This is a genomic window from Micromonospora humida, assembly GCF_016901255.1.
In the GTDB taxonomy this organism is placed as follows: Bacteria; Actinomycetota; Actinomycetes; order Mycobacteriales; family Micromonosporaceae; genus Micromonospora; species Micromonospora wenchangensis.
Map to the genome: position 1 here is coordinate 13826 of NZ_JAFEUC010000011.1, position 23609 is coordinate 37434.

The 23609-nt window shown below is 73.9% G+C and carries 16 protein-coding genes and 1 pseudogene; 11 read left to right on the forward strand and 6 right to left on the reverse strand.

The features are described from left to right. Positions 1-165 precede the first annotated feature (165 nt). Entirely contained in the window at positions 166-3504 is a 3339-nt protein-coding gene (locus JQX11_RS21420; protein ID WP_204926763.1) for a S8 family serine peptidase, read from the forward strand. Positions 3505-3554: 50 nt separating this feature from the next. On the opposite strand, the gene dapD is transcribed toward JQX11_RS21420, so the two are convergent. Beyond that, positions 3555-4511, reverse strand: a complete 957-nt coding sequence (gene dapD, locus JQX11_RS21425; protein ID WP_204926764.1) for a 2,3,4,5-tetrahydropyridine-2,6-dicarboxylate N-succinyltransferase — start codon at positions 4509-4511, stop codon at positions 3555-3557. An 81-nt stretch (positions 4512-4592) separates the two neighbouring features. Between dapD and dapE the strand changes: the two genes are divergently transcribed. Further along, positions 4593-5666, forward strand: coding sequence for a succinyl-diaminopimelate desuccinylase (gene dapE / locus JQX11_RS21430; RefSeq protein ID WP_204926765.1), 1074 nt, complete (start codon positions 4593-4595; stop codon positions 5664-5666). A 243-nt stretch (positions 5667-5909) separates the two neighbouring features. Here the strand turns inward: dapE and JQX11_RS21435 are convergent, their stop codons facing one another. After that, the gene (locus JQX11_RS21435; protein ID WP_204926964.1) at positions 5910-6077 is read right to left on the reverse strand and encodes a hypothetical protein; all 168 of its coding nucleotides are present in this window, start codon (positions 6075-6077) and stop codon (positions 5910-5912) included. 155 nt (positions 6078-6232) lie between these two features. On the opposite strand from JQX11_RS21435, the pseudogene JQX11_RS21440 reads away from it, so the two are divergent. From JQX11_RS21440 to JQX11_RS21470, 7 genes and pseudogenes are all read left to right on the forward strand, one after another. Next, positions 6233-7054, forward strand: a pseudogene (locus JQX11_RS21440) (LOG family protein); the annotation flags it as partial. Between the two features lie 103 nt (positions 7055-7157). After that, complete coding sequence (locus tag JQX11_RS21445; protein WP_204926766.1) at positions 7158-7703, forward strand: LOG family protein; 546 nt, start codon at positions 7158-7160, stop codon at positions 7701-7703. A gap of 127 nt (positions 7704-7830) precedes the next feature. Beyond that, entirely contained in the window at positions 7831-11571 is a 3741-nt protein-coding gene (locus JQX11_RS21450) for an ATP-dependent helicase (RefSeq protein ID WP_204926767.1), read from the forward strand. A gap of 61 nt (positions 11572-11632) precedes the next feature. Then, positions 11633-15100 carry an ATP-dependent helicase gene (locus JQX11_RS21455; RefSeq protein WP_204926768.1) on the forward strand — a complete coding sequence of 1156 codons (3468 nt, stop codon included), beginning with the start codon at positions 11633-11635 and terminating at the stop codon, positions 15098-15100. Positions 15101-15300: 200 nt separating this feature from the next. Continuing rightward, on the forward strand, positions 15301-15504 hold the full coding sequence (cspE, locus tag JQX11_RS21460) for a transcription antiterminator/RNA stability regulator CspE (RefSeq protein WP_007464836.1): 204 nt from the start codon (positions 15301-15303) through the stop codon (positions 15502-15504). Positions 15505-15725: 221 nt separating this feature from the next. Continuing rightward, on the forward strand, positions 15726-17093 hold the full coding sequence (locus JQX11_RS21465; RefSeq protein ID WP_204926769.1) for a DEAD/DEAH box helicase: 1368 nt from the start codon (positions 15726-15728) through the stop codon (positions 17091-17093). 347 nt (positions 17094-17440) lie between these two features. After that, on the forward strand, positions 17441-17641 hold the full coding sequence (locus tag JQX11_RS21470; RefSeq protein ID WP_088644250.1) for a hypothetical protein: 201 nt from the start codon (positions 17441-17443) through the stop codon (positions 17639-17641). Positions 17642-17750: 109 nt separating this feature from the next. On the opposite strand, the gene JQX11_RS21475 is transcribed toward JQX11_RS21470, so the two are convergent. From JQX11_RS21475 to JQX11_RS21490, 4 genes are read right to left on the reverse strand one after another with little or no spacing between them, the layout of a single operon-like run. Continuing rightward, positions 17751-18239, reverse strand: a complete 489-nt coding sequence (locus JQX11_RS21475; RefSeq protein ID WP_204926770.1) for an RrF2 family transcriptional regulator — start codon at positions 18237-18239, stop codon at positions 17751-17753. 1 nt (position 18240) lies between these two features. Then, positions 18241-19125, reverse strand: coding sequence for an ABC transporter permease (locus JQX11_RS21480; RefSeq protein ID WP_204926771.1), 885 nt, complete (start codon positions 19123-19125; stop codon positions 18241-18243). Next, the gene (locus JQX11_RS21485) at positions 19115-19894 is read right to left on the reverse strand and encodes an ABC transporter ATP-binding protein (RefSeq protein ID WP_204926772.1); all 780 of its coding nucleotides are present in this window, start codon (positions 19892-19894) and stop codon (positions 19115-19117) included. Before JQX11_RS21485 ends, JQX11_RS21480 begins: the two co-directional genes overlap by 11 nt. Further along, a complete protein-coding gene (locus JQX11_RS21490; protein WP_204926944.1) occupies positions 19891-20952 on the reverse strand; it encodes an ABC transporter substrate-binding protein in 1062 nt (353 codons plus the stop codon). Before JQX11_RS21490 ends, JQX11_RS21485 begins: the two co-directional genes overlap by 4 nt. A 188-nt stretch (positions 20953-21140) precedes the next feature. Here JQX11_RS21490 and JQX11_RS21495 point away from each other — a divergent pair, with 188 nt between their 5' ends. Both JQX11_RS21495 and JQX11_RS21500 read left to right on the forward strand, forming a co-directional pair. Further along, on the forward strand, positions 21141-22226 hold the full coding sequence (locus JQX11_RS21495; protein ID WP_204926773.1) for an LLM class flavin-dependent oxidoreductase: 1086 nt from the start codon (positions 21141-21143) through the stop codon (positions 22224-22226). A gap of 54 nt (positions 22227-22280) precedes the next feature. Further along, complete coding sequence (locus tag JQX11_RS21500) at positions 22281-23591, forward strand: M16 family metallopeptidase (protein WP_204926774.1); 1311 nt, start codon at positions 22281-22283, stop codon at positions 23589-23591. Positions 23592-23609 lie beyond the last annotated feature (18 nt).

Consider the following 23609-nt stretch of genomic DNA (forward strand, 5'->3'; position numbering starts at 1 on the left):
GGCAATGTGTCCGGACGGTCATCCCCCGGACTTCTTTTTACATACTGGGTATGTAATTCTGGGACATCGATGTGACTCCGGTCATCTCGACGGGCTCATGTCATCTCGATGGCTCATGTCATCTCGATGGGCTCATGTAGGTAAACGTCCCAGGAGGAGGTTCCGTTGCACCGAAGCAGAAGAACCGCGGCCGGCGGGCTGGTGCTCGCCCTGGCCCTCGGTCTGCCGGCGACGGGCGCGCACGCCGCGCCCGCCGGCCCCGCCGCGCCCCGGCCCGCCACGCCCACCGCCGGCTCCAGCACCGTCACCCTGATCACCGGGGACCAGGTCACCGTCACCCGCACCGGCGGCGCGGCCGTGCGCCCCGGCGTCGGCCGGGAACACCAGCAGTTCCTGGTCCGCCGCGAACGCGGTCACCTCTCCGTGGTGCCCCGCGACGCGGTGCCGCTGGTGCGCTCCGGGCAGGTCGACAAGCGGCTGTTCGACGTCACCGGCCTGATCGCCGCCCGCTACGACGACGCCCACCGCGACAACCTGCCGCTGCTGGTGTCGTACCGCGAGGGGCAGGCCCGGCGCGGCGCGGCCGCGCTACCGGGCACCCGGGTGACCCGCGACCTGCCGGCGATCCAGGGCGCGGCACTGACCGCCGGCAAGTCCTCGACCGGCGCGGTCTGGTCGACGCTGACCGGCGGCGACGCCGGAGCCCGGCTCGACGCGGCAGGGGGCGTCGAGCGGATCTGGCTGGACGGTCGGCGGGCGCTCTCCCTCGACCACAGCGTGCCCCAGATCGGCGCGCCCACCGCCTGGGCGGCGGGCTGGACCGGCAAGGGGGTGACCGTCGCGGTGCTGGACACCGGCATCGACGCCACCCACCCGGACCTCGCCGGCAAGGTGACCGAGGCCCGCAACTTCAGCGACCTGCCCGACCAGCGGGACATCGTCGGGCACGGCACCCACGTCGCCTCCACCATCGCCGGCAGCGGTGCCGCCTCCGGCGGGAAGTACCGGGGCGTCGCGCCGGACGCCACGCTGCTCGACGGCAAGGTCTGCGAGGAGTTCGGCTGCGCCGAGTCGGCAATCCTGGCCGGCATGCAGTGGGCCACCACCGAGAAGAAGGCCGCCGTGGTCAACATGAGCCTCGGTGGCGGCGACACCCCCGAGGTCGACCCGCTGGAGGAGGCCGTCCAGACGCTGACCGCCCAGACCGGCAGCCTCTTCGTCATCGCCGCCGGCAACGACGGCTCGGACGGCTCGGTCGGCTCGCCGTCCACCGCCGACGCCGCGCTCGCCGTCGGCGCGGTCGACCGGGACGACGAACTCGCCGACTTCTCCAGCCGTGGCCCCCGCGTCGGCGACGACGCGCTCAAGCCCGACATCACCGCCCCCGGCGTCGACATCGTGGCCGCCCGCTCCGTCGACGGTCAGATCGGCGACCCGGTCGGCACGAGGTACGTCGCGCTCTCCGGCACGTCGATGGCCACCCCGCACGTGGCCGGCTCGGTGGCGCTGCTCGCCCAGCAGCACCCGGGCTGGAAGGCCGGGCAGCTCAAGGCGACCCTGATGGCCGCCGCCAAGCCGCACCCGACGCAGACCGCCTACGAGCAGGGCGCCGGCCGGGTGGACCTGACCCGGGCGATCACCGAGCAGGTCACCACCGACCCGGTCAGCGTCTCGTTCGGCCGGGCCCTGTGGCCGCACGGCGACGACGCCCCGATCACCCGGACCGTCGCCTGGCACAACGGCGGCACCACGCCGCTCACCCTCGACCTGACCGTCGAGGTGAAGGGACCGGGCGGGACGGCCGCACCGGCCGGCATGTTCACCCTCGGCGTCAACCGGATCACCGTCCCGGCGGGCGGCCGGGCCGAGACCACCGTCACCGCGAACACCCGGCTCGGCGTCGACGGTTACTGGACCGGCCGGGTGGTGGCCCGCTCCGGCGGCACCGTCGCGGTGACCCCGCTGGCCGTGCACCGGGAGGTGGAGAGCTACACCGTCACGCTCACCCACCTCGACCGCAGCGGCAAGCCGGGCGGCGACTACTCGACCGCCCTGGTCGACCTCACCGACGGCGACGTGCGCGACGTGTTCGAGGCCGACGGCGTCGTCGAACTCCGGGTCCCCAAGGGCCGGTACGGGCTGAGCAGCGTCTTCTTCGAGCCGGGCCCGGACGAGGAGTCGGGCGGCCTGGCCATGCTCGCCCAGCCGGAACTGGTGGTCGACGGGGACACCGCGGTCACCGTCGACCTGCGGAAGGCCAAGCCGGTACGGATGACCGTCCCGCAGGCCGACGCCAAGGTCGCCCTGGTCGACATCAGCGCCAACTACCTCCTGCCCGACGACGGCAGCTTCGGCTTCGGCATCGTCTCGTTCGACACCTTCGACGGGCTGTCCACCGGCCAACTCGGCAAGGCGGTGGCGGCCGACGAGTTCGTCGCCACCTTCAACAGCCAGTGGGCCGACCGGGAGGCCGAGTCCAGCCCCTACCTGTACGCGCTGGGCGAGGTCGTGCCGGGCAAGCTGCCGAGCGGGCTGGTACGCGACTACCGGCGGGGCGACCTGGCCACGGTGGTGCACAAGTTCCGTGACCCGTACCCGAAGATGGAAGCCGAACGGCTGGTCTTCCCGGACAGCGGCTACAACCTCGGCGGCTGGGCGGTCGTCCTGCCCACCGACCTGCCCGGCCAGCGCACCGAGCACTACAGCACCAAGCGGATGCGCTGGGAGTCCGAGCTGGACTTCGGCATCCCCGACCCGGAGGGCTGGCTGGACGTCCAGGCGATCCTGCTGAGTCCGCCCACCAAGTACCAGGCCGGCCGGCGGGTCACCGAGACCTGGGGGGCCGCGCCGCTCGGGCCGTCCCTGCCCGCCCCGCGCTGGCCGGGGGACGGTGTCACCCGGATCGAGGACACCATCCTGGTGAGCGTGGCGCTGCACGCCGACGCGGCCGGGCACCCCGGCGGGTCACTGACCGACAGCGCCCGTACCGCGCTGTGGCGCAACGGCACCCTGGTGGAGGAGACCGACAACCCGGGGTACGGCGAGTTCACCGTGCCGAAGGCGGCCGGCGACTACAAGCTGACCGTCGCGGCCGACCGGAGCCTCACCGACCTCGGCACCGAGGTGGAGGCGAGCTGGACCTTCCGCTCCGGGCACGTGGCCGGTGACACGCCGAAGCCGCTGCCGCTGTCGGAGATCCGGTTCACCCCGCAGCTGAGGGTCGACAACACCGCCCCGGCCGGGCAGGTCTTCGCCGTTCCCGTGCAGGTACGGCGGCAGCCGGGTGCCGGCACCGCCAAGCTGGCGAAGCTCAGCGTCGACGTGTCGTACGACGGGGGGAAGACCTGGCGGCGGGCGACCGTGGTGAAGGTGCCGGGCCAGGGCACGGTGGCGCTGGTCAAGCATCCGACGGGGGCCGGGTACGCGTCCCTGCGGGCGACCGCCCGGGACACCGAGGGCAACACCGCGAGCACCCGGATCATCCAGGCGTACCGCCTGAGGTGATCAGACGTCCGGGCCCGCGACGGTCTCGTCGCGGGCCCGGACCGTGCGGCTCAGTCGTTGGCGTGCAGGGCGGCGTTGAGCGTGATGCCCTGGCCGGTGCGCGGCTTCGCCTCCAGCGCCCCGGTCACCGAGTTGCGCCAGAACAGCAGGCCGTCGACGCCGGACAGCTCGCGGGCCTTCACCACCCGGCCGTCCGGCAGGGTGATCTTCGAGGCGGCGGTGATGTAGCAGCCGGCCTCGACCACGCAGTCGTCGCCGAGCGAGATGCCGACCCCGGCGTTCGCGCCGATCAGGCTCCGTGCCCCGATGCGCACCCGGTCGGTGCCGCCGCCGGAGAGGGTGCCCATGATCGACGCGCCGCCGCCGATGTCGGAGCCGTCACCGACCACCACGCCCTGCACGATCCGGCCCTCGACCATCGAGGTGCCAAGCGTGCCGGCGTTGAAGTTGACGAAGCCCTCGTGCATCACGGTGGTGCCGGCGGCGAGGTGGGCACCGAGCCGGACCCGGTCCGCGTCGGCGATCCGCACCCCGGCGGGCACCACGTAGTCGGTCATCCGCGGGAACTTGTCCACCCCGTACACGGCCAGGTGACGGCCGGTGGCCCGCTCGATCACCCGCAGCTCGTCCACCCGCTCGGGCGGGCACGGGCCGGCCGAGGTCCAGGCGACGTTGGCCAGTTTGCCGAAGATGCCGTCGAGGTTCAGTTCGTTGGGCCGCACCAGACGGTGGGAGAGCAGGTGCAGCCGCAGGTACGCGTCGGCGGCGTCCTTGATCGGCTCGTCCAGCGCGCCGATCACGGTGACCACCTGCACCGTACGCAGGCCCGGCAGGGCCCGCTCGCCGATCGCGCCGGGCGGCAGGTCCAGCACGTCGGCCTGGTCCTCGCCGGGGACCAGCGGCAGCTCACCCAGACCCAGCTTGCCGGTCGGGTACCAGGTGTCGAGCACCTGCTCGGCGGCGGTCACGGTGGCCAGGCCGATACCCCAGGCGGATTGGGACGTCACTGTTCTACCCTCTCGTTCGCGGCTGCGGGGCCGGTGGGCTCACCCCTCACGCCCACCGTTCAGGACGGTACCGTGCGAATCATGGAGAACCCGCTGACCCCCGAGGTCCTGGCCGATCCGGTGGCGCTGACCCGCGCCCTGGTCGACATCGAGTCCGTCTCCCTTGACGAGAAGGCCATCGCCGACTGCGTCGAGGAGGTGCTGCGCCGGGTGCCGCACCTGAGCACCTTCCGGCACGGCAACACCGTGATGGCGCGTACGGATCTCGGCCGGTCCTCCCGGGTGGTGCTCGCCGGGCACCTGGACACGGTGCCGCACAACGACAACTTCCCGTCGACCATGCGCGGGGACCTGATGTACGGCTGCGGCACCTCCGACATGAAGTCGGGGGTGGCCTTCGCCCTGCACCTGGCGGTGACCCTGCCCGACCCCCGGTACGACGTGACGTACTTCTTCTACGAGGCCGAGGAGATCGAGTCCCGGTACAACGGGCTCACCCTGGTCGCCGAGGCCCACCCGGAGTGGCTGCGGGCCGACTTCGCGGTGCTGCTGGAACCGACGTACGGCATCGTGGAGGCCGGCTGCCAGGGCACCATGCGGGCGATCGTCACGGTGCCGGGCGAACGCGCCCACGTGGCCCGCTCCTGGCGCGGGGTCAACGCCATCCACGGCGCGGGCGAGGTGCTCCGCCGCCTCGGCGAGTACCAGGCCCGGCGGGTCACCATCGACGGCTGCGACTACCGCGAGGGCCTCAACGCGGTTCGGATCGACGGCGGCGTGGCCGGCAACGTCGTTCCCGACCGCTGCGAAATCGAGATCAACTACCGGTACGCCCCGGATCGTGACCCGGCGGCGGCCGAGGCGCACCTGCGGGAGGTCTTCGCCGGCTACGACCTGGCGATCACCGACGCGGCGGCCGGGGCTGCCCCGGGACTCGACGCGCCGGTGGCCCAGGAGTTCCTGGCGGCCGTGGGCGCCGCCCCGATCGGCAAGCTGGGCTGGACCGACGTGGCCCGCTTCGCGGCGATGGGCATCCCCGCGCTGAACTTCGGCCCCGGCGACCCCAACCTCGCCCACCACAGGGACGAACACGTCGAACTCACCAAGATCCGCGACGGCGCCGCCACCCTCCACCGCTGGCTAACCCCCGCCTGACTCCCCCACCCCCCACCCCACCCCGCCCCGGGTTCGCCCCGGTGATCAAGAGGTTTGCGTCATCGAGAGCGCTCTCCCGTGACGCAAACCTCTTGATCACCGAGTGTGGCAGCGCCGTGGCGGGGGGTTGGCGGGGCTGGGGTGGGTGTGGTGAGGCCCCCGGGGTCGGGGGACCACGGGGGCCTCGGTACGTACGCGTGGAGCGTGGGCGGGCCAGGGGTGTGAGGCGGCGTGCCGGTCGGGTCAGACGCTGGTGAGGCGGGGATTGTCCGGCTCGGTGGGCTCGACGGACGGAGCGGCCGGCTCCACCGGCACCTCCAACTGTCGGGCGCGGCGGCGCTCGGCCACCACCTCGTTGATCCGTCGCTGCATCTGCCGACGGATCCGCATCCGTTCGTTGCTGCTGATCACGCTTGCTCCTCCCCCGAAGGCGCGCGCCGGGCCATACCCGGTATGTGAATAGTAAGACGTACGGGCGACAGAATTAGTTGCCCAAGATCGCGAACTTTTTCTGCGACCCGTCGGCCGGCACCGCCCTGACGTGCGTCTCCACTACGGTGGCTGTCATGAGTCAGACCAACGGGCGGCAGTCGGGCCGCGATCCGGAGCGGCACCGGGGGGCGGTCACGCTGCGCCGTGGCGCGATCCCCACCAGCACTGCCGACCAGCGGTTACTCGACTCCCGGGGGCGCAGCGACTGGAAGACGAAGGACGCCTGGCGGGCGCTGCGCATCCTCGCCGAGTTCGTCGAGGGTTTCGACACGTTAGCGGATCTGCCGCCCGCGGTGAGCGTCTTCGGCTCCGCCCGTAGTAAACCCGACAGTCCCGAGTGCCGGCTGGCCGAGGAGTTGGGCGCGGGCCTCGCGCGGGCCGGTTACGCGGTGATCACCGGCGGTGGCCCCGGCGTGATGGAGGCGGCCAACCGGGGGGCCAGCGAGGCCGGCGGTCTCTCCGTCGGGCTGGGCATCGAACTCCCCTTCGAGCAGGGGCTCAACGACTGGGTCGACCTGGCCATCGACTTCCGCTACTTCTTCGCCCGCAAGACCATGTTCGTCAAGTACGCCCAGGCGTTCGTCGTGCTGCCGGGTGGGTTCGGCACCATGGACGAGCTGTTCGAGGCGCTGACGTTGGTGCAGACCGGGAAGGTGACCCGGTTCCCGGTGGTGCTGATGGGCACCGACTACTGGCGGGGGCTGCTCGACTGGCTGCGGGACAGCATGGCCGCCGAGGGCAAGATCGGCCCGGTGGACCTGGAGCTGATCTGCCTCACCGACGACGTGGACGCCGCGGTCCGGCACATCGTCGAGGCCGAGGCGGCACTCGCCGCCGACCAGGAGGCGGTCCGCGAGGCGGCGGTGGCGCGTACCGCCGCCGACCAGCAGGCCGCCCGCCGGGCCGCCGACACCACCACCTCCCCGGGTACGGCGTCCAACGGCACCGGGGCCGGTGGCGCGGGCCGGGGCGTCGTCGACGGTCGGGAGGGCTGAACGGGTGGCGGCGATCTGTGTCTTCTGCGCGTCCTCCCGTACCCTCGACCAGCGCTGGCTGGAGCTGGCCGCCGAGACCGGCGCGGAGCTGGCCCGGCGCGGGCACACGCTGGTCAGCGGCGGCGGCTGCGTCGGCATGATGGGCGCGCTCGTCGACGGGGCGCGGGCGGCCGGCGGACGCACCGTCGGGGTGATCCCGCAGGCGTTGGTGGACCTGGAGGTCGCCGACCTGGCCTCGGACGAACTGCTCGTCACCGACAGCATGGGCAGCCGCAAGACCGTCATGATCGAGAAATCGGACGCGTTCCTAACCCTGCCCGGCGGACTGGGCACCCTGGACGAGCTGTTCGAGGTCTGGACCACCGCCACCCTGGCCATGCACGCCAAGCCGATGGTGCTGGTCGACACCGACGGCTTCTACCGTCCGTTGCTCGACTGGCTGGCCACCATCACCGACCAGACCTTCCTGAAGCCGGCCGGCCTGGACCTGCTCACGGTCACCCCGACCGTCGCCACCGCGATCGACGCCCTGGAGGCCCGGCTGCCCTGACCGAGGGGCCGGGCCAGGCCGAGCCGGGGCATGCCGCGCGGGTCCGAGCCGGGACACGCCGCGCCGGGTCGGACCCGGGCGGGGTGGTGCGGTGGGTGGTGTCGTACCGACATGGTGGGATGTGGGGGTGCAGGGGTACCGGCTGGTGCGCCGACCTGCCGGACCAGGCCCGCACGACGGGCGGTCCGCCGCGAGCGTTCGGGGGGACGGTCAACACGGCGGGACGGCCGAGGGACCGGGTCGGGCCGGCGCCGGCGTCGAGGGGGAGCCGCGGCCCGGAGGGCCGGCGGGCGATGCCGCGCGTCCCGACGGGCGGCCACCGCCCCGGAGGCCGGCGGGCGACGACCTGCCCCCCGACGGGCGGCGGCACGATCCGCTCCAGGCACAGGTGGTGGCGCACACCGACGGGCCGATGCTGGTGCTCGGCGGGCCGGGCACCGGCAAGACCGGCACCCTGGTCGAGGCGGTCGCCGCCCGGGTCGCCGAGGGGGTCGACCCGGAACGCCTGCTGGTGCTCACCTTCAGCCGCCGGCAGGCCACCGGGCTGCGGCACCGGATCGAGGCCCGGATCGCCGCCGACGGCCACCGGGTGCTGCGGGAACCGCTGGTACGCACCTTCCCGGCGTACGCCTTCGGGCTGCTGCGCCGGGCCGCCGCCGAGCGGGGCGAACCCTCCCCCCGGCTGCTCACCGGCCCCGAACAGGATCTGATCATCCGGGAGCTGCTCGACGTCGTCGGCGGTGAACCCGGCGACGACCCGGTCGGCTGGCCGGACGACCTGCTCCCCGCCCTGCGTACCCGGGCGTTCGCCGCCCAGCTCCGTGACCTGCTGATGCGGGCCGCCGAACGCGGCGTCGGGCCGGTGGAGCTGGCCCGGCTGGGGGAGAAGCTGGGCCGCGCCGACTGGCCGGCCGCCGCCCGGTTCCTGCGGGAGTACGTCGCCGTCCTCGCCCTGCGCGACGTCGGCAACCGGGGTTCCGTGGCGTACGACCCGGCCGAGCTGGTGCGGGCGGCCACCGGCATGCTCCTCGACGATCCGGAGCTGATGGCGGCCGAACGCCGTCGGCTGGCCCACGTCTACGTCGACGAGCTGGCCGACACCGACCCGGCCCAACAGGACCTGCTGGCCGTCCTGGCCGGCGGTGGCCGGTCCCTGGTGGCGTTCGCCGACCCGGATTCCTCCACGTACGCCTTCCGGGGTGCCGACCCGGCCGTGGTGACCGCCTTCCCGCACCGGTTCCGCACCGCCTCCGGGGCACCGGCGGCGCAGGTCACCCTGACCACCTCGTACCGGGCGGGTGCGGTGCTGCTCGGGGCCACCGGTCGACTCGCCCGGCGGCTGCGCGGCCCCGCCGGGCACCGGCGGCTGCGGCCCCTGCCCGACGCGCCGCCCGGCAGGGTCGAGGTGCGTACCTTCCGCTCGGCCACCAGCGAGGCCGCCTGGCTGGCCCACGCGCTGCGCTCCGCCCACCTGCTCGACGGGGTGCCCTGGTCGGCGATGGCGGTGCTGGTCCGCTCGACCCACCTGCACCTGCCGTCGCTGCGCCGGGCGCTGCACACCGCCGGGGTGCCCACCGTCGTGCACGGCGAGGACCTGCCGTTGCACCTGCAACCGGCGGTCGCCCCGCTGCTGCTCCTGCTGCGCTGCGCGCTCGAACCGGCCCGGCTCGACGAGGAGTCCGCGATCGCGCTGCTGCACTCCCCGTTGGGTGGGGCCGATCCGCTCGCCGAGCGGCGGCTGCGGCAGGGGTTGCGGGCACTCGCGCTGGCCCGGGGCGACCGGCGGCCCTCCGGCGAGCTGATCGTCGAGGCGCTGGCCGACCCGGCGGAGCTGGCCGGCATCGAACGGCGCTGGGTCGAGCCGGCCCGTACGGTGGCGGAGCTGCTCGCCACCGCGCGGACGGCGGCGGCCGTGCCCGGGGCGACCGCCGAGGACGTGCTCTGGGCGGTGTGGGACGCCAGCGGTCTCGCCGAGCGCTGGGCCGGGGCGATCAACCGGGGGCGGGCGGCCACCGGGGAGCACGAGACCGCCCAGCGCTGGCGGGCCGAGGCTGCCGACCGGGACCTCGACGCGGTACTGGTGCTCTTCGACGCGGCGGCCCGGTTCGTCGACCGGTTGCCCGGCGCGCGCACCGAGGTCTTCCTCGACCACGTCCTCGGCCAGGACCTGCCGGCCGACACCCTGGCGGCCAGCGCCGACCGGGGCGAGGCGGTCCGCCTGCTCACCGCGCACGCGGCGAAGGGCCTGGAGTGGGACCTGGTCGCGGTGGCCGGCGTGCAGGAGGGCGTCTGGCCCGACCTGCGGTTGCGGGGCAGCCTGCTCGGCTCCGAACGGCTGGTCGACGTACTGGTCGGCCGGGCGGACGGCACCGGCACCCGGGCCAGCCTGGTCGGCCAGACCTCCGCCCTGCTCGACGAGGAACGCCGGCTGTTCCACGTCGCGGTGACCCGGGCCCGGCGTCGGCTGCTGGTCACCGCCGTCGCCTCGGCGGCCGTCGGCGGCGACGACCACGAGGAGCAGCCCAGCCGCTTCCTGCACGAACTCGGCGTCACCGACCAGGACGGAAACGGCCCCACCCCGATCGCCCCCGACGGCAGCCCCACCCCGGGCTCGCCCGGCGGCGGGCCCGGTGAGGGCGGCGCGGGGGACGAGGCGGCCGAGGGGGAGCGGGGTCACGCGGCCGACAGCGGACCGGGTCGGTCATCCGACGGGGTCCCCGGGAAGGCTGGCGAGCAGCCACCCGGGATGGCGGGCGTGCAGCCACCCGGGATGGCGGTCGGGGACCTGCCCGGCGGGCCGGGTGAGGACCCGGCCGGGGAACCGGGGGAGGGCTCGACCCAGGAGCTGCCCGTCGGGCGGCCACCCCGGGCGCTCACCCTCTCCGCGCTGGTGGCGGAGCTGCGTACCGCGATCGTCGATCCGGCGGCGTCGGTGGCCCGGCGGCGCGCGGCGGCGGCCGAACTGGCCCGGCTGGCCGCCGCCGGCATCCCCGGCGCGCATCCCGACGACTGGTGGGGCCTGCGCAGCCTCTCCGACGACCGGCCGCTGGCCGACGAGGGCGAACCGGTGCGGGTCACCCCGTCGGGGATGGAGAGCGCGCTGCGGTGCAGCCTGCGCTGGCTGCTCGAACGGCACGGCGGCAGCGGGCCGGCCAGCGCCGCCCAGGGCGTCGGCAACCTGGTGCACGCCGCCGCGATGCTGGCCGAGGACGCCAGCGCCGACCGGACGGCCCTGCTGGAGTACGTGGCCGCCCGGTTCGACGCGATCGAGTTGGCGGCCCGGTGGATGGTCGGTCCGGAACGGGAACGCGCCGAGGCCATGGTGGACAAGCTGCTGCGCTGGCTGGCCGGCAACCCGCGCCGGCTGCTCGCCATCGAACACGAGTTCGCGGTCCGCCTCGACGACCCGACCCGTCCGATCGAGCTGACCGGCCGGGTCGACCGGCTGGAGGTCGACGCCGACGGTCGACTCGTGGTGATCGACCTCAAGACCGGCAAGTCGACGACGGTCACCGAGCGGGAGGTGGCCGAGCATCCGCAGCTCGGGGCGTACCAGGCGGCGGTGGAGGCGGGCGGGTTCGCCGAGTTCGGCGACGAGGCCGGGGGTGCGGCGCTGGTGCAGCTCGGCACCGGCGCGAAGGACGCCCGCGAGCAGACCCAGGCCGCCGCCGGCCAGGGCCCCGAGGCCGGCTGGGCCACCGCCCTGGTCCGGCGCACCGCCGATACGATGGCCGCCTCGACCTTCGCCGCCGTCGCCAACGCGAAGTGCCGGGTCTGCCCGGTGCGGACCAGCTGCCCGGTCTCCGGTCAGGGCCGGCAGGTCGTCGAGCCGCCGGCGACCGGCGAGCACCGGGCGGGCGGGGAGTGAACGTGTCGGCCGCGCCGCCGACCGGGCGGCCGGGGCCGCGGTGTGCGACGAGGGGAGAGCGGTGACCCAGCCGACCCTGTTCAGCGCCGCCACCCCCGCGCCGCGCACCGCCGACGCCGGGCCGCGCTACACGCCGGTGGAGCTGGCCCGGCTGCTGCGGCTGCCCGCCCCCACGACCGAGCAGGCCGCGATCATCGCGGCGCCGGTCGCGCCGCTGCTGGTGGTGGCGGGCGCCGGTTCGGGCAAGACCGAGACGATGGCCGCCCGGGTGGTCTGGCTGGTCGCCAACTCCTACGTCCGCCCGGAGCAGATCCTCGGGCTGACCTTCACCCGCAAGGCGGCCGGTGAGCTGGCGCACCGGGTGCGTACCCGGCTCGACCAGTTGGTGCGGCGGCTCGGGCGGCGGGCCCGCAACCCGCTTGACGATCCGCTGGCCGGCGAGCCCACCGTCGCCACCTACCACTCGTACGCGGGGCGGATCGTCACCGAGCACGGGCTGCGGGCCGGCTACGAGCCCACCACCCGGCTGCTCACCGAGGCGTCCCGGTGGCAACTCGTCGACCTGCTGGTGCGCAACTACGACGGCGACATGGCCGAGGTCGACCGGATGCCCAGCACCATCACCGACGCCGTGCTCGCGCTGGCCGGCGAGCTGGACGAACACCTGGTCGACCCGGACACCCTGGCCGCCTGGACGGGCCGGTTCTTCGCCGAGGTGCAGTCCCACCCGGGCCGGGTCTACGCCGACGTCCGCAAGGCCCTCCAGCTGCAACGCACCCGGCTGAAGCTGCTGCCGCTGGTGCGGGCGTACGCCAGGCGCAAGGACGACTTCGAGGCGATGGACTTCGCCGACCAGCTCGCCCGCGCCGCCCGGGTGGCCCGCGACCACCCGGCGGTCGGCGCGGTCGAACGGGACCGTTACCGGGTGGTGCTGCTCGACGAGTACCAGGACACCAGCCACGCCCAGGTGGTGCTGCTCAACCACCTGTTCGGCGGCGGTCACCCGGTCACCGCGGTCGGCGACCCCTGCCAGTCGATCTACGGTTGGCGGGGGGCCAGCGCCGGCACGCTCGACCGGTTCCCCACCGACTTCGCCCGTGCCGACGGCAGCCCCGCCGGGGCGATGAGCCTCACCACGAGCTGGCGCAACCGGCCGGAGATCCTCGGGGTGGCCAACGCGCTGTCGGTGCCGCTGCGCGCGGCCGGCGCCCGGGTGCCGGAGCTGCACGCCGCGTTGAGCGTCCGCGACCCGATCCCGCACCGCAGCCCGCGCGGGCGGGCCGCCGGCACCGTGCACTGCGCGCTGCTGCCCACGTACGTCGACGAGGCGGGCTGGATCGCCGACAGCGTGCTCGCCGCCTGGCGGGGAGCGGCCCGGATGCCCGGCGCGCTGCCCGAGCACATCCCGGTGCCGCAGCGTCCCCCCACCGCCGTGCTGGTCCGGGTACGCAGCCAGATCCCGGCGATCGAGGCGGCCCTGCGGGCCCGGGGGCTGCCGGTCGAGGTGGTCGGCCTGGGCGGGCTGCTGGACACCCCGGAGGTACGGGACGTGGTCTGCACCCTGCGGGTGCTCGCCGACCCGACCGACGGCGCGGCCCTGCTGCGCCTGCTGACCGGGGCACGCTGGCGGATCGGGCCACGTGACCTGGTGGCCCTGCACCGGCGGGCGCGCGCCATCGCCCGCGCCCGCCGGGAGGTGACCGGCGACGACGGTCCGGAGATCGTGGTGGACGCCCTCGACGAGGCGACCCTGGTGGAGGCGCTGGCCGACCTGGGGCCAGCGCAGGCGTACTCGGCGGAGGGCTACGCGCGGCTGCGGTCGTACGGGATGGAACTGGCCCTGCTGCGCTACCGGCTGGACCAGACGTTGCCGGAGCTGATCGCGGACGTGGAACGCACCATCGGCCTGGACGTCGAGGTGGCGGTCCGGGCCGGCCGGGACGGCACCGGCGACGCCGGACTGGCCCGGGGGCACCTGGACGCGCTCGGTGACGTGGCGGCCCGGTTCAGCGGCGAGACCCCGGCGGCGACGCTCGCCGGTTTCCTGGCCTACCTGGCCGCCGCCGAGGACGAGGAGCGGGGGTTGTCCCCGGGCGAGGTGGAGGTGGTGGAGGGTGCCGTGCAGGTGCTCACCGCGCACGCCGCCAAGGGACTGGAGTGGGACGTCGTCGCGGTCGCCGGGCTGACCCGGGGCGGCTGGCCCGGTCAGGTCCGCAACTCCGACCACTGGCTGGGCGGGCTCGGGGTGTTGCCGTTCCCGCTGCGCGGGGACGCCGACGGGCTGCCCGCGCTCGACCTGGCCGAGGTGACCGACCAGCGGGGGGTGGCCCGGGCGGTGGCCGACTTCACCGACGCCTGGCGGGCCCACGACGAACGCGAGGAGCGCCGGCTGGCGTACGTGGCGGTGACCCGGCCCCGGCGGCTGCTGCTCTGCTCCGGGTACTGGTGGGGCGAGGGGACCAAGCGGTTCCGGGGCCCGTCGGTGCTGCTCCGTGAGGTGTACGACGCCTGCCTGGCCGGTGGCGACGGACTGCTGATCGACGAGTGGGCACCCGAACCGGCAGGTGACGCGGTCAATCCGACCACCGCGCTGGTGTTGCGGGCGGAGTGGCCGGCCGACCCGCTGGGCCCGCGCCGGCCGGCGCTGACCGAGGCGGCGGCCCTGGTCCGCCGCTTCCTCGCCGACCCCGACGCGGCCCGCCGTGCGCCCGCCCCGGCCAGCGGTGACCTGGCTGATCCGCAGCCGGCGGGCCCGCAGGTGACGGGCGGGGAGGCGGCTGATCCGCAGGCGGCCGGTCCGGAGCCCGATCCGGAGGTGGTGCGGTGGCGGCGGGAGGCGGACCTGCTCCTGGCCGAGCGGGCGGAGCTGCTGCGGCAGGCCGAGGCGGTCGAGGTGACGCTGCCCGACCACCTGTCGGTGACCCAGCTGGTGGCCCTGCGCCGGGACCCGGCCCAACTGGCCCGTACGCTGCGCCGGCCGATGCCCACCCCGCCCAGCCCGTACGCCCGGCGGGGCACCGCCTTCCACGCCTGGCTGGAGTCCCGGTTCGGGATCGACCGGCTGCTCGACGTGGACGAGTTGCCGGGTGCCGCCGACGCGGACGCCGCGCCCGACGGGGCGCTGGCCGAGCTCCAGGAGCGCTTCCTGGCCAGCGAGTGGGCCGACCGGGTGCCGGTGGAGGTGGAGGTGCCGTTCGCCACAGTGCTGGCCGGGGTGGTCGTCCGGGGCCGGATGGACGCCGTCTTCTCCCGCCCCGGCGGCCGGTACGACGTGGTCGACTGGAAGACCGGACGGCAGCCGACCGGCGCGGAGGCCGGGGTGGTCGCGGTGCAGCTCGCCGTCTACCGGCTGGCCTGGGCGGAGCTGGCCGGGGTGCCGGTGGACCGGGTGGGGGCCGCCTTCCACTACGTCCGGGAGGGGGTGACGGTGCGCCCGGCCGACCTGCTGGACGCCGACGGGCTGACCGCGATCATCGCCGGGTTGCCGGAAAATCCGGTGGGGGGTGGCGCGGCGGGAGATCCGTGGTAGGTTGTTCTTGTTGCAGTTTTGGTTTCCAGAGACTCTGTGTGCGCCTGGCGGATTGTGGCCCCAGGCGCTCTTTGTTGTGTCCGGAGCTCTCCGGGCGGGGCGACCAAAAACAACAGGCGATTCGCGCACCCCGCGCGGAGCGCTGCTCTTCGGGCCCGCAACAGGTGCGGGTCCGACGTTCCGTCAAGGAGACGAAACAGATGGCAATTGGCACCGTCAAGTGGTTCAACGCTGACAAGGGCTTCGGCTTCATCACCCCGGACGGCGGCGGCGCCGACGTCTTCGCCCACTTCTCGGCGATCCAGTCCTCCGGCTACCGGAGCCTGGACGAGAACCAGCGGGTCGAGTTCGAGGTGACCCAGGGCCAGAAGGGCCCGCAGGCGGAGAACATCCGCCCGCTCTGATCTTCGGATCGACCGGTAACACCCACCGGGTCCTCCGGACCTGGTGACGGACCGGTCCGCCGCGCCGCCCCCCGCTCCGGCGGGACGCGGCGTGCTGCGGCGGACCGGCCCGTATCCCATCGGTTCGTGCTTGTGAGTCCCCGACGGACTGCTCCGTCGGCGACCGCGCCGGTTCCCGGCGCCCTCCCTCGACACGTGCCGCGTCGAGGAAGGCATTCCGCATGACCATGACCATTCCCACCTTCGCCGCGACCGGCCTCGCGCCGGCGCTGCTCGCCGAGCTGACCAAGCAGGGCATCACCGAGCCGTTCCCGATCCAGACGGCCACCCTGCCGGATTCGCTGGCCGGCCGGGACGTGCTCGGCCGGGGCCGCACCGGCTCGGGCAAGACCCTCGCCTTCGGGCTTCCGCTGCTGCACCGCACCGCCGGTAACCGGGCCCGCCCCGGCCGTCCGCTCGCCCTGGTGCTGGTCCCCACCCGTGAACTGGCCGCCCAGGTCACCACGGCACTCACCCCGTACGCCCGGGCGCTGGGGCTGCGCTGTGTCACCGTGGTCGGTGGGCTCTCCCTGCAACGGCAGGCGGACGCCCTGCGCGCCGGTGCCGAGGTGCTGGTCGCCACCCCGGGCCGGCTGCACGACCTGATCAACCGGGGTGACGCCCGGCTCGACCAGGTCGCCATCACCGTGCTCGACGAGGCTGACCAGATGGCCGACATGGGCTTCCTGCCGCAGGTGACCAAGCTGCTGGAGCAGGTCGCCCCGAACGGCCAGCGGATGCTCTTCTCGGCGACCCTGGACGGCGGGGTGGACCGCCTCGTGCGCCGGTTCCTCAGCAACCCGGTGTCGCACTCGGTGGACCCGGGCACCGCCACGGTGACCGCGATGACCCACCACGTCCTGCACGTCGACGCGGCCGACAAGCCCGCCGCGCTGACCCAGATCGCCGCCCGTGAGGGCCGCACCATCCTGTTCATGGCGACCAAGCACCGCGCCGACCGGATGGCCCGGCAACTGCTCGCCAAGGGCGTACGCGCCGCGGCGCTGCACGGGGGGAAGTCCCAGCCGCAGCGCACCCGCATCCTGGAGCAGTTCCGCACCGGTCAGGTGACCGCCCTGGTCGCCACCGACGTGGCGGCCCGGGGCATCCACGTCGACGGCCTCGACATGGTGGTCAACGTGGACCCGCCGACCGAGGCGAAGGACTACCTGCACCGGGGTGGCCGGACCGCGCGGGCCGGTGAGGCCGGTCAGGTGGTGACCCTGGTCCTGCCGGAGCAGCGCCGGGACGTCTCCCGGCTGATGAGCATCGCCGGCATCTCCCCGCAGTCGACCCAGGTGCGCCTCGGCGACGGCGCGCTGGCCCGGGTGACCGGTGCCCGTGAGCCGTCCGGCGTGCCGGTGACCATCGTCGTCCCGCAGCCCGCCCCGGCTGCCCGGTCCCGTGCCGGTGGCGAGGGCGGTCGGTCCCATGCTGCCGGTGGCGAGGGTGGCCGTTCGCGGGCCGCCGTCGGTGGCGGCGGCGAGGGTGGCCGTCCGCACCGGACCTCGGGCCGGTCCCGCCGTCCGCGTCGCCCCCGGACCGCCTGACCGCCTGACCGCCGCGCGTTCCCGGTCCCGCCGCTGGCGCGCCCGGGGGCGACCACTCGGCGAAGATCGACTCAAGTGGGCCGATGTTGTGGTGACGGCTGGCCGGGTGACCGCACCATCGGCCCAGGCGTGTTGATCTTGCAGTCGGGTCTGGCGCGTGGCGCGTGTCGTCGCAGTTCGGGGACGGTACGGGGTCGGGTGTGGACCCTCGGTGATCATGCGTCCGGGTCGGTCGGCTTGCCGGCTCTATTGCGTCCGATCGGTGACTGTTCCAATCGACCCGACTGGTCGAAGCTTGCTCCCGGGGGAAGAACCGGCCGGCACGGCCGGGCACGGGAGGGGTGACCATGGGGGGCGACGCTGAGTCGGGAGCGGGGCGCGAGCTACTGGTGGTGTTCGCCGTAGCGGGTGCCGGGCTCCTGCTCGCCATGGTCGCGGCGTTCGCACCCTGGCACCCGAGGCCGGGGCGCGCCGCCCCGGCCGGGCTGGTCGAACTGCACAGCCCCGACGAGGGGCGTCCGCCGACGGTCGAGCTGACCGCCGGCTGAGCCTCCCGCGGGGGCCGGTGGGGGCGGTAGGTCCGGGCGTCCCGTCCGACCGTCGGGTCCTGGGGGACCGACGGCCGGACGGGCGGCCCGGGTCGACGGGCGACCGGCGTCAGCGGGCCGGGGCCTGCTCCTGGTGGATGAGCAGGTCGGTCAGCGTGGTCCGGTCCACCACCACGGCGATCGCGCCGTCCACCGCGAGCCACACGTCGCGCAGGCCGGCGGCCACCCCGTGGTAGCCGGCGTCCTCGGCGGGCAGCCCCCGTACGGTGGTCAGCGAACCACTGACGGCGCGCAGCACGTCCCCGACGCTGATCTCCGAGGCGGGACGCGTCAACGCGTAGCCGCCCTCGGTGCCCCGGTGACTGTGCAGCAGGCCGGCGCGGCGCAGGTCGAGCAGGATGCCCTGGAGGAAGCTCAGCGGGATGCCCTGCGCCCGCGCCAGACTCGCCGCCTTGACCAGCTCCCCACCGCCGTCGGGACGGCCGTCGGGTCGGCCGTCGCCGTCACCGCCGTCGGGGCGGATGGGCTCGCCATCGCCGCCTGCGGCGACGGCGAGCATGGCCCGGAGCGCGTAATCGCTGCGCGCGGAGATGTACACGTCACTGACCAGCCTGGTCCAGCACGCCCCAGCGACGGCGGATCGCCCGGTCGGCCGCCCCGAACGCGGCGTCGACCACCAGCCCGACGACCAGGATGACGATCATCGTGGCGAGCAGCCAGGGTGCGTCGGACAACTCCCGGGAGTAGGTGAGCTGGGCACCCAGTGACGTCTGCGAGATGCCGACCACCAGCAGCTCACCGGCCATCAGGCTGCGCCAGGAGAAGGCCCAGCCCTGCTTGAGCCCGGCGACGATGGCCGGCAGCGCGGCCGGCGCGATGACGTACCGGTAGAGGTTCAGCCCCCGGGCGCCGAGGTTGCGCCCGGCCCGGACCAGCAGCGGCGGCACGTAGTCGACGCCGCTGATCACCCCGTTGGCGATGGACGGCGCGGCACCGAGCACCACCACGAAGAAGATCGCCTTCTCGCTCAGCTCGAACAGCAGGATGGCCAGCGGGAACCAGGCGATCGACGGCATCGTCTGCAACGCGGTGATCATCGAGCCGATCGCCGCCCGCAGCACCTTCGACCGGGCCACCGCCAGGCCGACGAGCAGGCCGACCGCGACCGAGAAGACGTACCCGAGCGCGGCCCGTTGCAGCGTGGTGGCGAGTCCGTCCCAGAGCTGCCGGCCGCCGGCCTGCCGGGCCAGTTCCTCGGCGACGGTGACCGGGCCGGGCAGCGAGTACGGCGGCTTCCACCCGCTCCAGACCACCACCTGCCAGAGCCCGATGGCGATGGCGAGCGCGGCGAGCTTGGGCCAGGTGGACGCCCAGAGCCGGGCCCCCCGGGAGACCTCCTTCTCCCGGCCGGCGATCTCCAGGGCGTCGAGCCCGGAGATCTCCGCGTCGGTGCGGGCCGCGCCGGTCAGGGTGTCATTTGCCATGGCGGCCCACCTCGGTACGGAGTCGGTCGGTGACCTCGGAGGCGATCGCGGCGATCTCGGGGGAGTCGATGCGCCGGGGTCGGGGCACGGTCACCTCCGTGGACCAGATGATCCGCCCGGGGCGGCTGCTGAGCAGGATGATCCGGTCGGCGAGCCGGGCCGCCTCCCGGACGTTGTGCGTCACGAACAGCACGGTGAGCTGCCGCTCGGTCCAGATCCGTTCGAGTTCGTCGTGCAGGATGTCCCGGGTCATCGCGTCGAGGGCGCCGAACGGCTCGTCCATCAGCAGGACCGGGGTGTCCAGGGCGAGGGTGCGGGCCAGGGCGACCCGCTGCCGCATGCCGCCGGACAGCTCGTGCGGGCGCTTGCGGCCGAAGTCGGACAGGTGGACGGTGCTCAGCAGCTCAGCCACCTTCTCCCGACGCTCGGCCCGGGGCAGCCCGCGCAGCTTCAACGGCACCTCGACGTTGGCCTCGACGGTCAGCCACGGGAAGAGCGCCGGCTCCTGGAACATCAGGCCGGGGTGGGCGTCGTCGGCCACCGTGATGGTGCCGCCCTGTGCCCGGTCCAGCCCGGCGACGAGGTTGAGCAGGGTGCTCTTGCCGCAGCCGGACGCGCCGACGAGGCAGACGAACTCCCCGGGCCGGACGTCGAGGCTGACCCCGTCCAGGGCTAGGACGGCGTTCGTCCCGCGCCCGTACACCTTGGTCACGCCGGAGAGCGCGACCGCGGTGGTCGCGCTCTGCGGCGGCGTCGTGGTCGACGTCACGGCTGGGTGACCTCGGCCTGGCCCTGCGTCTTGAGCACCTCGTTGAGGTACTTCAGGTCGTAGAGGCCGTTGAGGTCGACCGGCTGGGTCAGTTCGACCGCGACGGCGTGGTCGAGCCCGGTCTTGAGCGAGGACGCGATCGGGTCGTTGGTGAACAGCAGGGTGGGCCACGCCTGCTTGATCAGTTTCAGGTCCAGCGGCTTGCCGGTGATCTTGCCGATGTGGTCGGAGATGGCCTGCTGGGCGTCGTCCGGCTTGGTGTTGACGAAGTCGTTCGCCGCGACCTGCCCCTCGACCAGCTTCTTGACCGTCTCGGGGTGGGCCTTGAGGAACTTGGTGGAGACGATCAGGTTGGTGATGACGAACTTCTTGTCCGGCCAGAGGTCCCGCTCGTCGACGAGGACCGTGCCGCCGGCGTTGACCAGCCGGGAGACGAACGGCTCGGGCACCCAGGCGCCGTCGATCGAGCCGCTGGAGAAGGTCTCGACCGTCTGGGCGTTCTCCTGCGGGACGATCTTGACGTCACCGCCGCCCTCCTTGGTGGTCTTGAGGCCCTTCTCCTTGAGCCAGTAGCGCAGGGCGACGTCCTGGGTGTTGCCGAGCTGCGGGGTGGCGATCTTCTTGCCGCGCAACTGCTCGACCGAGGTGATCCCGGGCTTGACCACCAGGGCGACCCCGCCGGAGGCGGCGCCGGAGATGACCCGGACGGCCTCGCCCTTGGACTTGGAGAAGGCGTTCACCGTCGGGTTCGGGCCGATGTACGTGGCGTCGAGCGCGCCGGAGAAGATCGCCTCGATGGCGGCCGGGCCGGCGTTGAAGGTCTTGGTCTCCAGCTTGACGTCGCTGCCGAGCTTCTCGGCGAAGATGCCCTTCTCGACGCCGACCACGGCCGGGGCGTGCGTGATGTTGGGGAAGTAGCCCAGCCGCAGCGTGACGGGACCGGAGTCGCCGCCGGCGCTGTCGTCGTCGCCGCACGCGGCGGTGGTTCCCATCGTGGCCACGCCGACGGCGGCGAGGGTGGCGAGGGAGAGCAGCCGACGGAAGGGGAGCCGTCTCATCATCTGTCCAATCCGCAGTATTCCTATTTAGTTGGTAGGAAGAGTGGGTCAGGGCTCCAGCGGCGTCAAGCCCCGTCCGCATGATGAGATTTCGAGTCTCGGATATTCCTGGTTTTCCTACCTTCTTGATAGGTTTAGCTGCCCCCGGCGAGGTACACCGGGCGGGACACGGCGAGAGGGCTGCCGACATGACCTTCCACTGGTTCCTCCCCACCTCCGGCGACGGCGACCAGGCCGGCGCAGCCACCGTCACCGCCGGTGCGGCCCGGCACGCGCGGGTCGCCACCGTCGGATATCTGACCGAGGTGGCGCGGGCCGCCGAGGCGCACGGATTCAGCGCCCTGCTCACCCCGGTCGGCTCCGGCTGCCCCGACCCGTGGATCGTCTGCGCGGCGGTCGCCCAGCACACCGAGCGGATCGGCCTGCTGGTCGCCGTGCGCGCCGGCTTCGCCCTGCCCACCCTGGTCGCCCAGCAGGCCGAGGCGTTCCAGGCGGTCTCCGGCGGCCGGCTCGCGCTCAACGTCGTCACCGGCGGCGACCCCACCGAGCAGCGGGCGTACGGCGACTTCCTCGACCACGACGCCCGCTACGCGCGTACCGGTGAGTTCATCGAGGTGCTCCGCCGCTCCTGGCGCGGCGGCCCGTTCGACTTCGCCGGTGAGCACTACCGGGTCGACGGCGGCGGGCTCGCCCGCCCGCTGGCCGACCCGCCGCCGGTCTACCTCGGTGGCGCGTCCCCGGCCGCCGAGGCGGTCGCCGCCCGGCAGGCCGACGCGTACCTGATGTGGGGCGAGCCGCCGGCGGCGATCGCCACCCGGGTGGCCCGGGTTCGGGCCCGCGCCGCCGAGCTGGGCCGTACCCTGCGCACCGGGCTACGGCTGCACGTCATCGCCCGGCACACCGCCGCCGAGGCGTGGGCCGAGGCCGACCGGCTGCGGGCCGGGATGAGCCCGGAGCGGATCGCCGCCGCCCAGGCCCGGTTCGGCCGGATGGACTCCGTCGGCCAGGCCCGGATGACCGCGCTGCACGGCGGCGGTAGCGGACGCCTCGCCGTCGCGACGAACCTGTGGGCCGGCATCGGCCTGGTCCGCGAGGGCGCGGGCACCGCCCTGGTCGGCAGCTACGCCGAGGTCGCCGCCCGGATCGACGAGTACGCCCACAGCGGCGTCGACGAGTTCATCCTCTCCGGCTGGCCGCACCGGGAGGAGGCGGAACGCGTCGGCGCGGAGGTGCTGCCCCGGGTCACCGCGCTGCCCGTCGCGGTGTCGCACTGAGACGCAGGCCGAGGACGGCCGTGTCACCGCTGGCGACACGCTAGGGTCGATCACGTGCCGACCCGGAGAGCGAGAATTCCAGCGACGAAATACCCGGTCGAGCGGTTCACCCTCGACAACGGCCTACGGGTGGTGCTCACCCCGGACCGCAGCGCCTCGGTGATCGGCGTGGCGGTGGTCTACGACGTCGGCATCCGCTCCGAGCCGCAGGGGCGTACCGGTTTCGCCCACCTCTTCGAGCACCTGATGTTCCAGGGCTCGGAGAACCTGGAGAAACTGGCCCACTTCCGGCACGTGCAGGGTGCCGGCGGCACCTTCAACGGCTCCACCCACCTGGACTACACCGACTACTACGAGACGCTTCCCGGCAACGCCCTGGAACGGGCGCTGTTCCTGGAGGCCGACCGGATGCGCGGCCCCCGGCTGACCGAGGAGAACCTGCGCAACCAGGTCGACGTGGTCAAGGAGGAGATCCGGGTCAACGTCCTCAACCGGCCGTACGGCGGGTTCCCCTGGCTGACCCTGCCGCCGGTGATGTTCGACACCTTCCCCAACGCGCACGACGGCTACGGTTCCTTCGACGACCTGGAGTCGGCCACCGTCGCCGACGCCGCCGACTTCTTCCGCCGCTACTACGCCAGCGGCAACGCCGTGCTCGCGGTCAGCGGGGACATCGACGTCGCGGAGGCGACCGCCCTGGTCGAACGGCACTTCGGCGACGTGCCGGCCCGCCCCGCCCCGGAGCGACCCGACTTCACCGAGCCCGACCTGACCGTCGAGCGGCGCACCGCGTACACCGACCAGTTGGCGCCGCTGCCGGCGGTGGCCTCGGCGTGGCGGGTGCCCGACCCGGTCGGCGACTTCGCCGGCTACCTGCCCTACGTGGTGCTCGCCGAGGTGCTCACCGACGGGGACGCCTCCCGGCTGGTGGAGCGGATGGTGCAGCGGGACCGCAGCGTCACCGGCCTCGGCGGCTACCTCGGTTTCATGGGTGACCCGTTCGACGTCCGCGACCCCACCGCACTGCTGCTCCAGGCGCACCTGCCGCCCGGCGGCGACGTCGACAAGGCGCTGCGCACCATCGACGAGGAACTGGACCGGCTGGCCACCGACGGACTGACCGACGGCGAACTGGCCCGCACCCAGGCGCGGATGGCCACCCACCTGCTGCGGGACACCGACGCGGTGCTCGGCCGGGCGCTGCGGATGGCGGTGCTGGAGCAGCAGCGCGGCGAGCCGGGCCTGCTCAACGACCTGCCCCGGCTGGTCGGCGAGGTCACCGAGGACCAGGTCCGCGCCGCCGCCGCCACCCTGCGCCCGGAACGCCGCGCCTCCATCGAGGTCATCCCCGGAGGTGCCCGATGAGCGCGAGGAGTGAGCCGG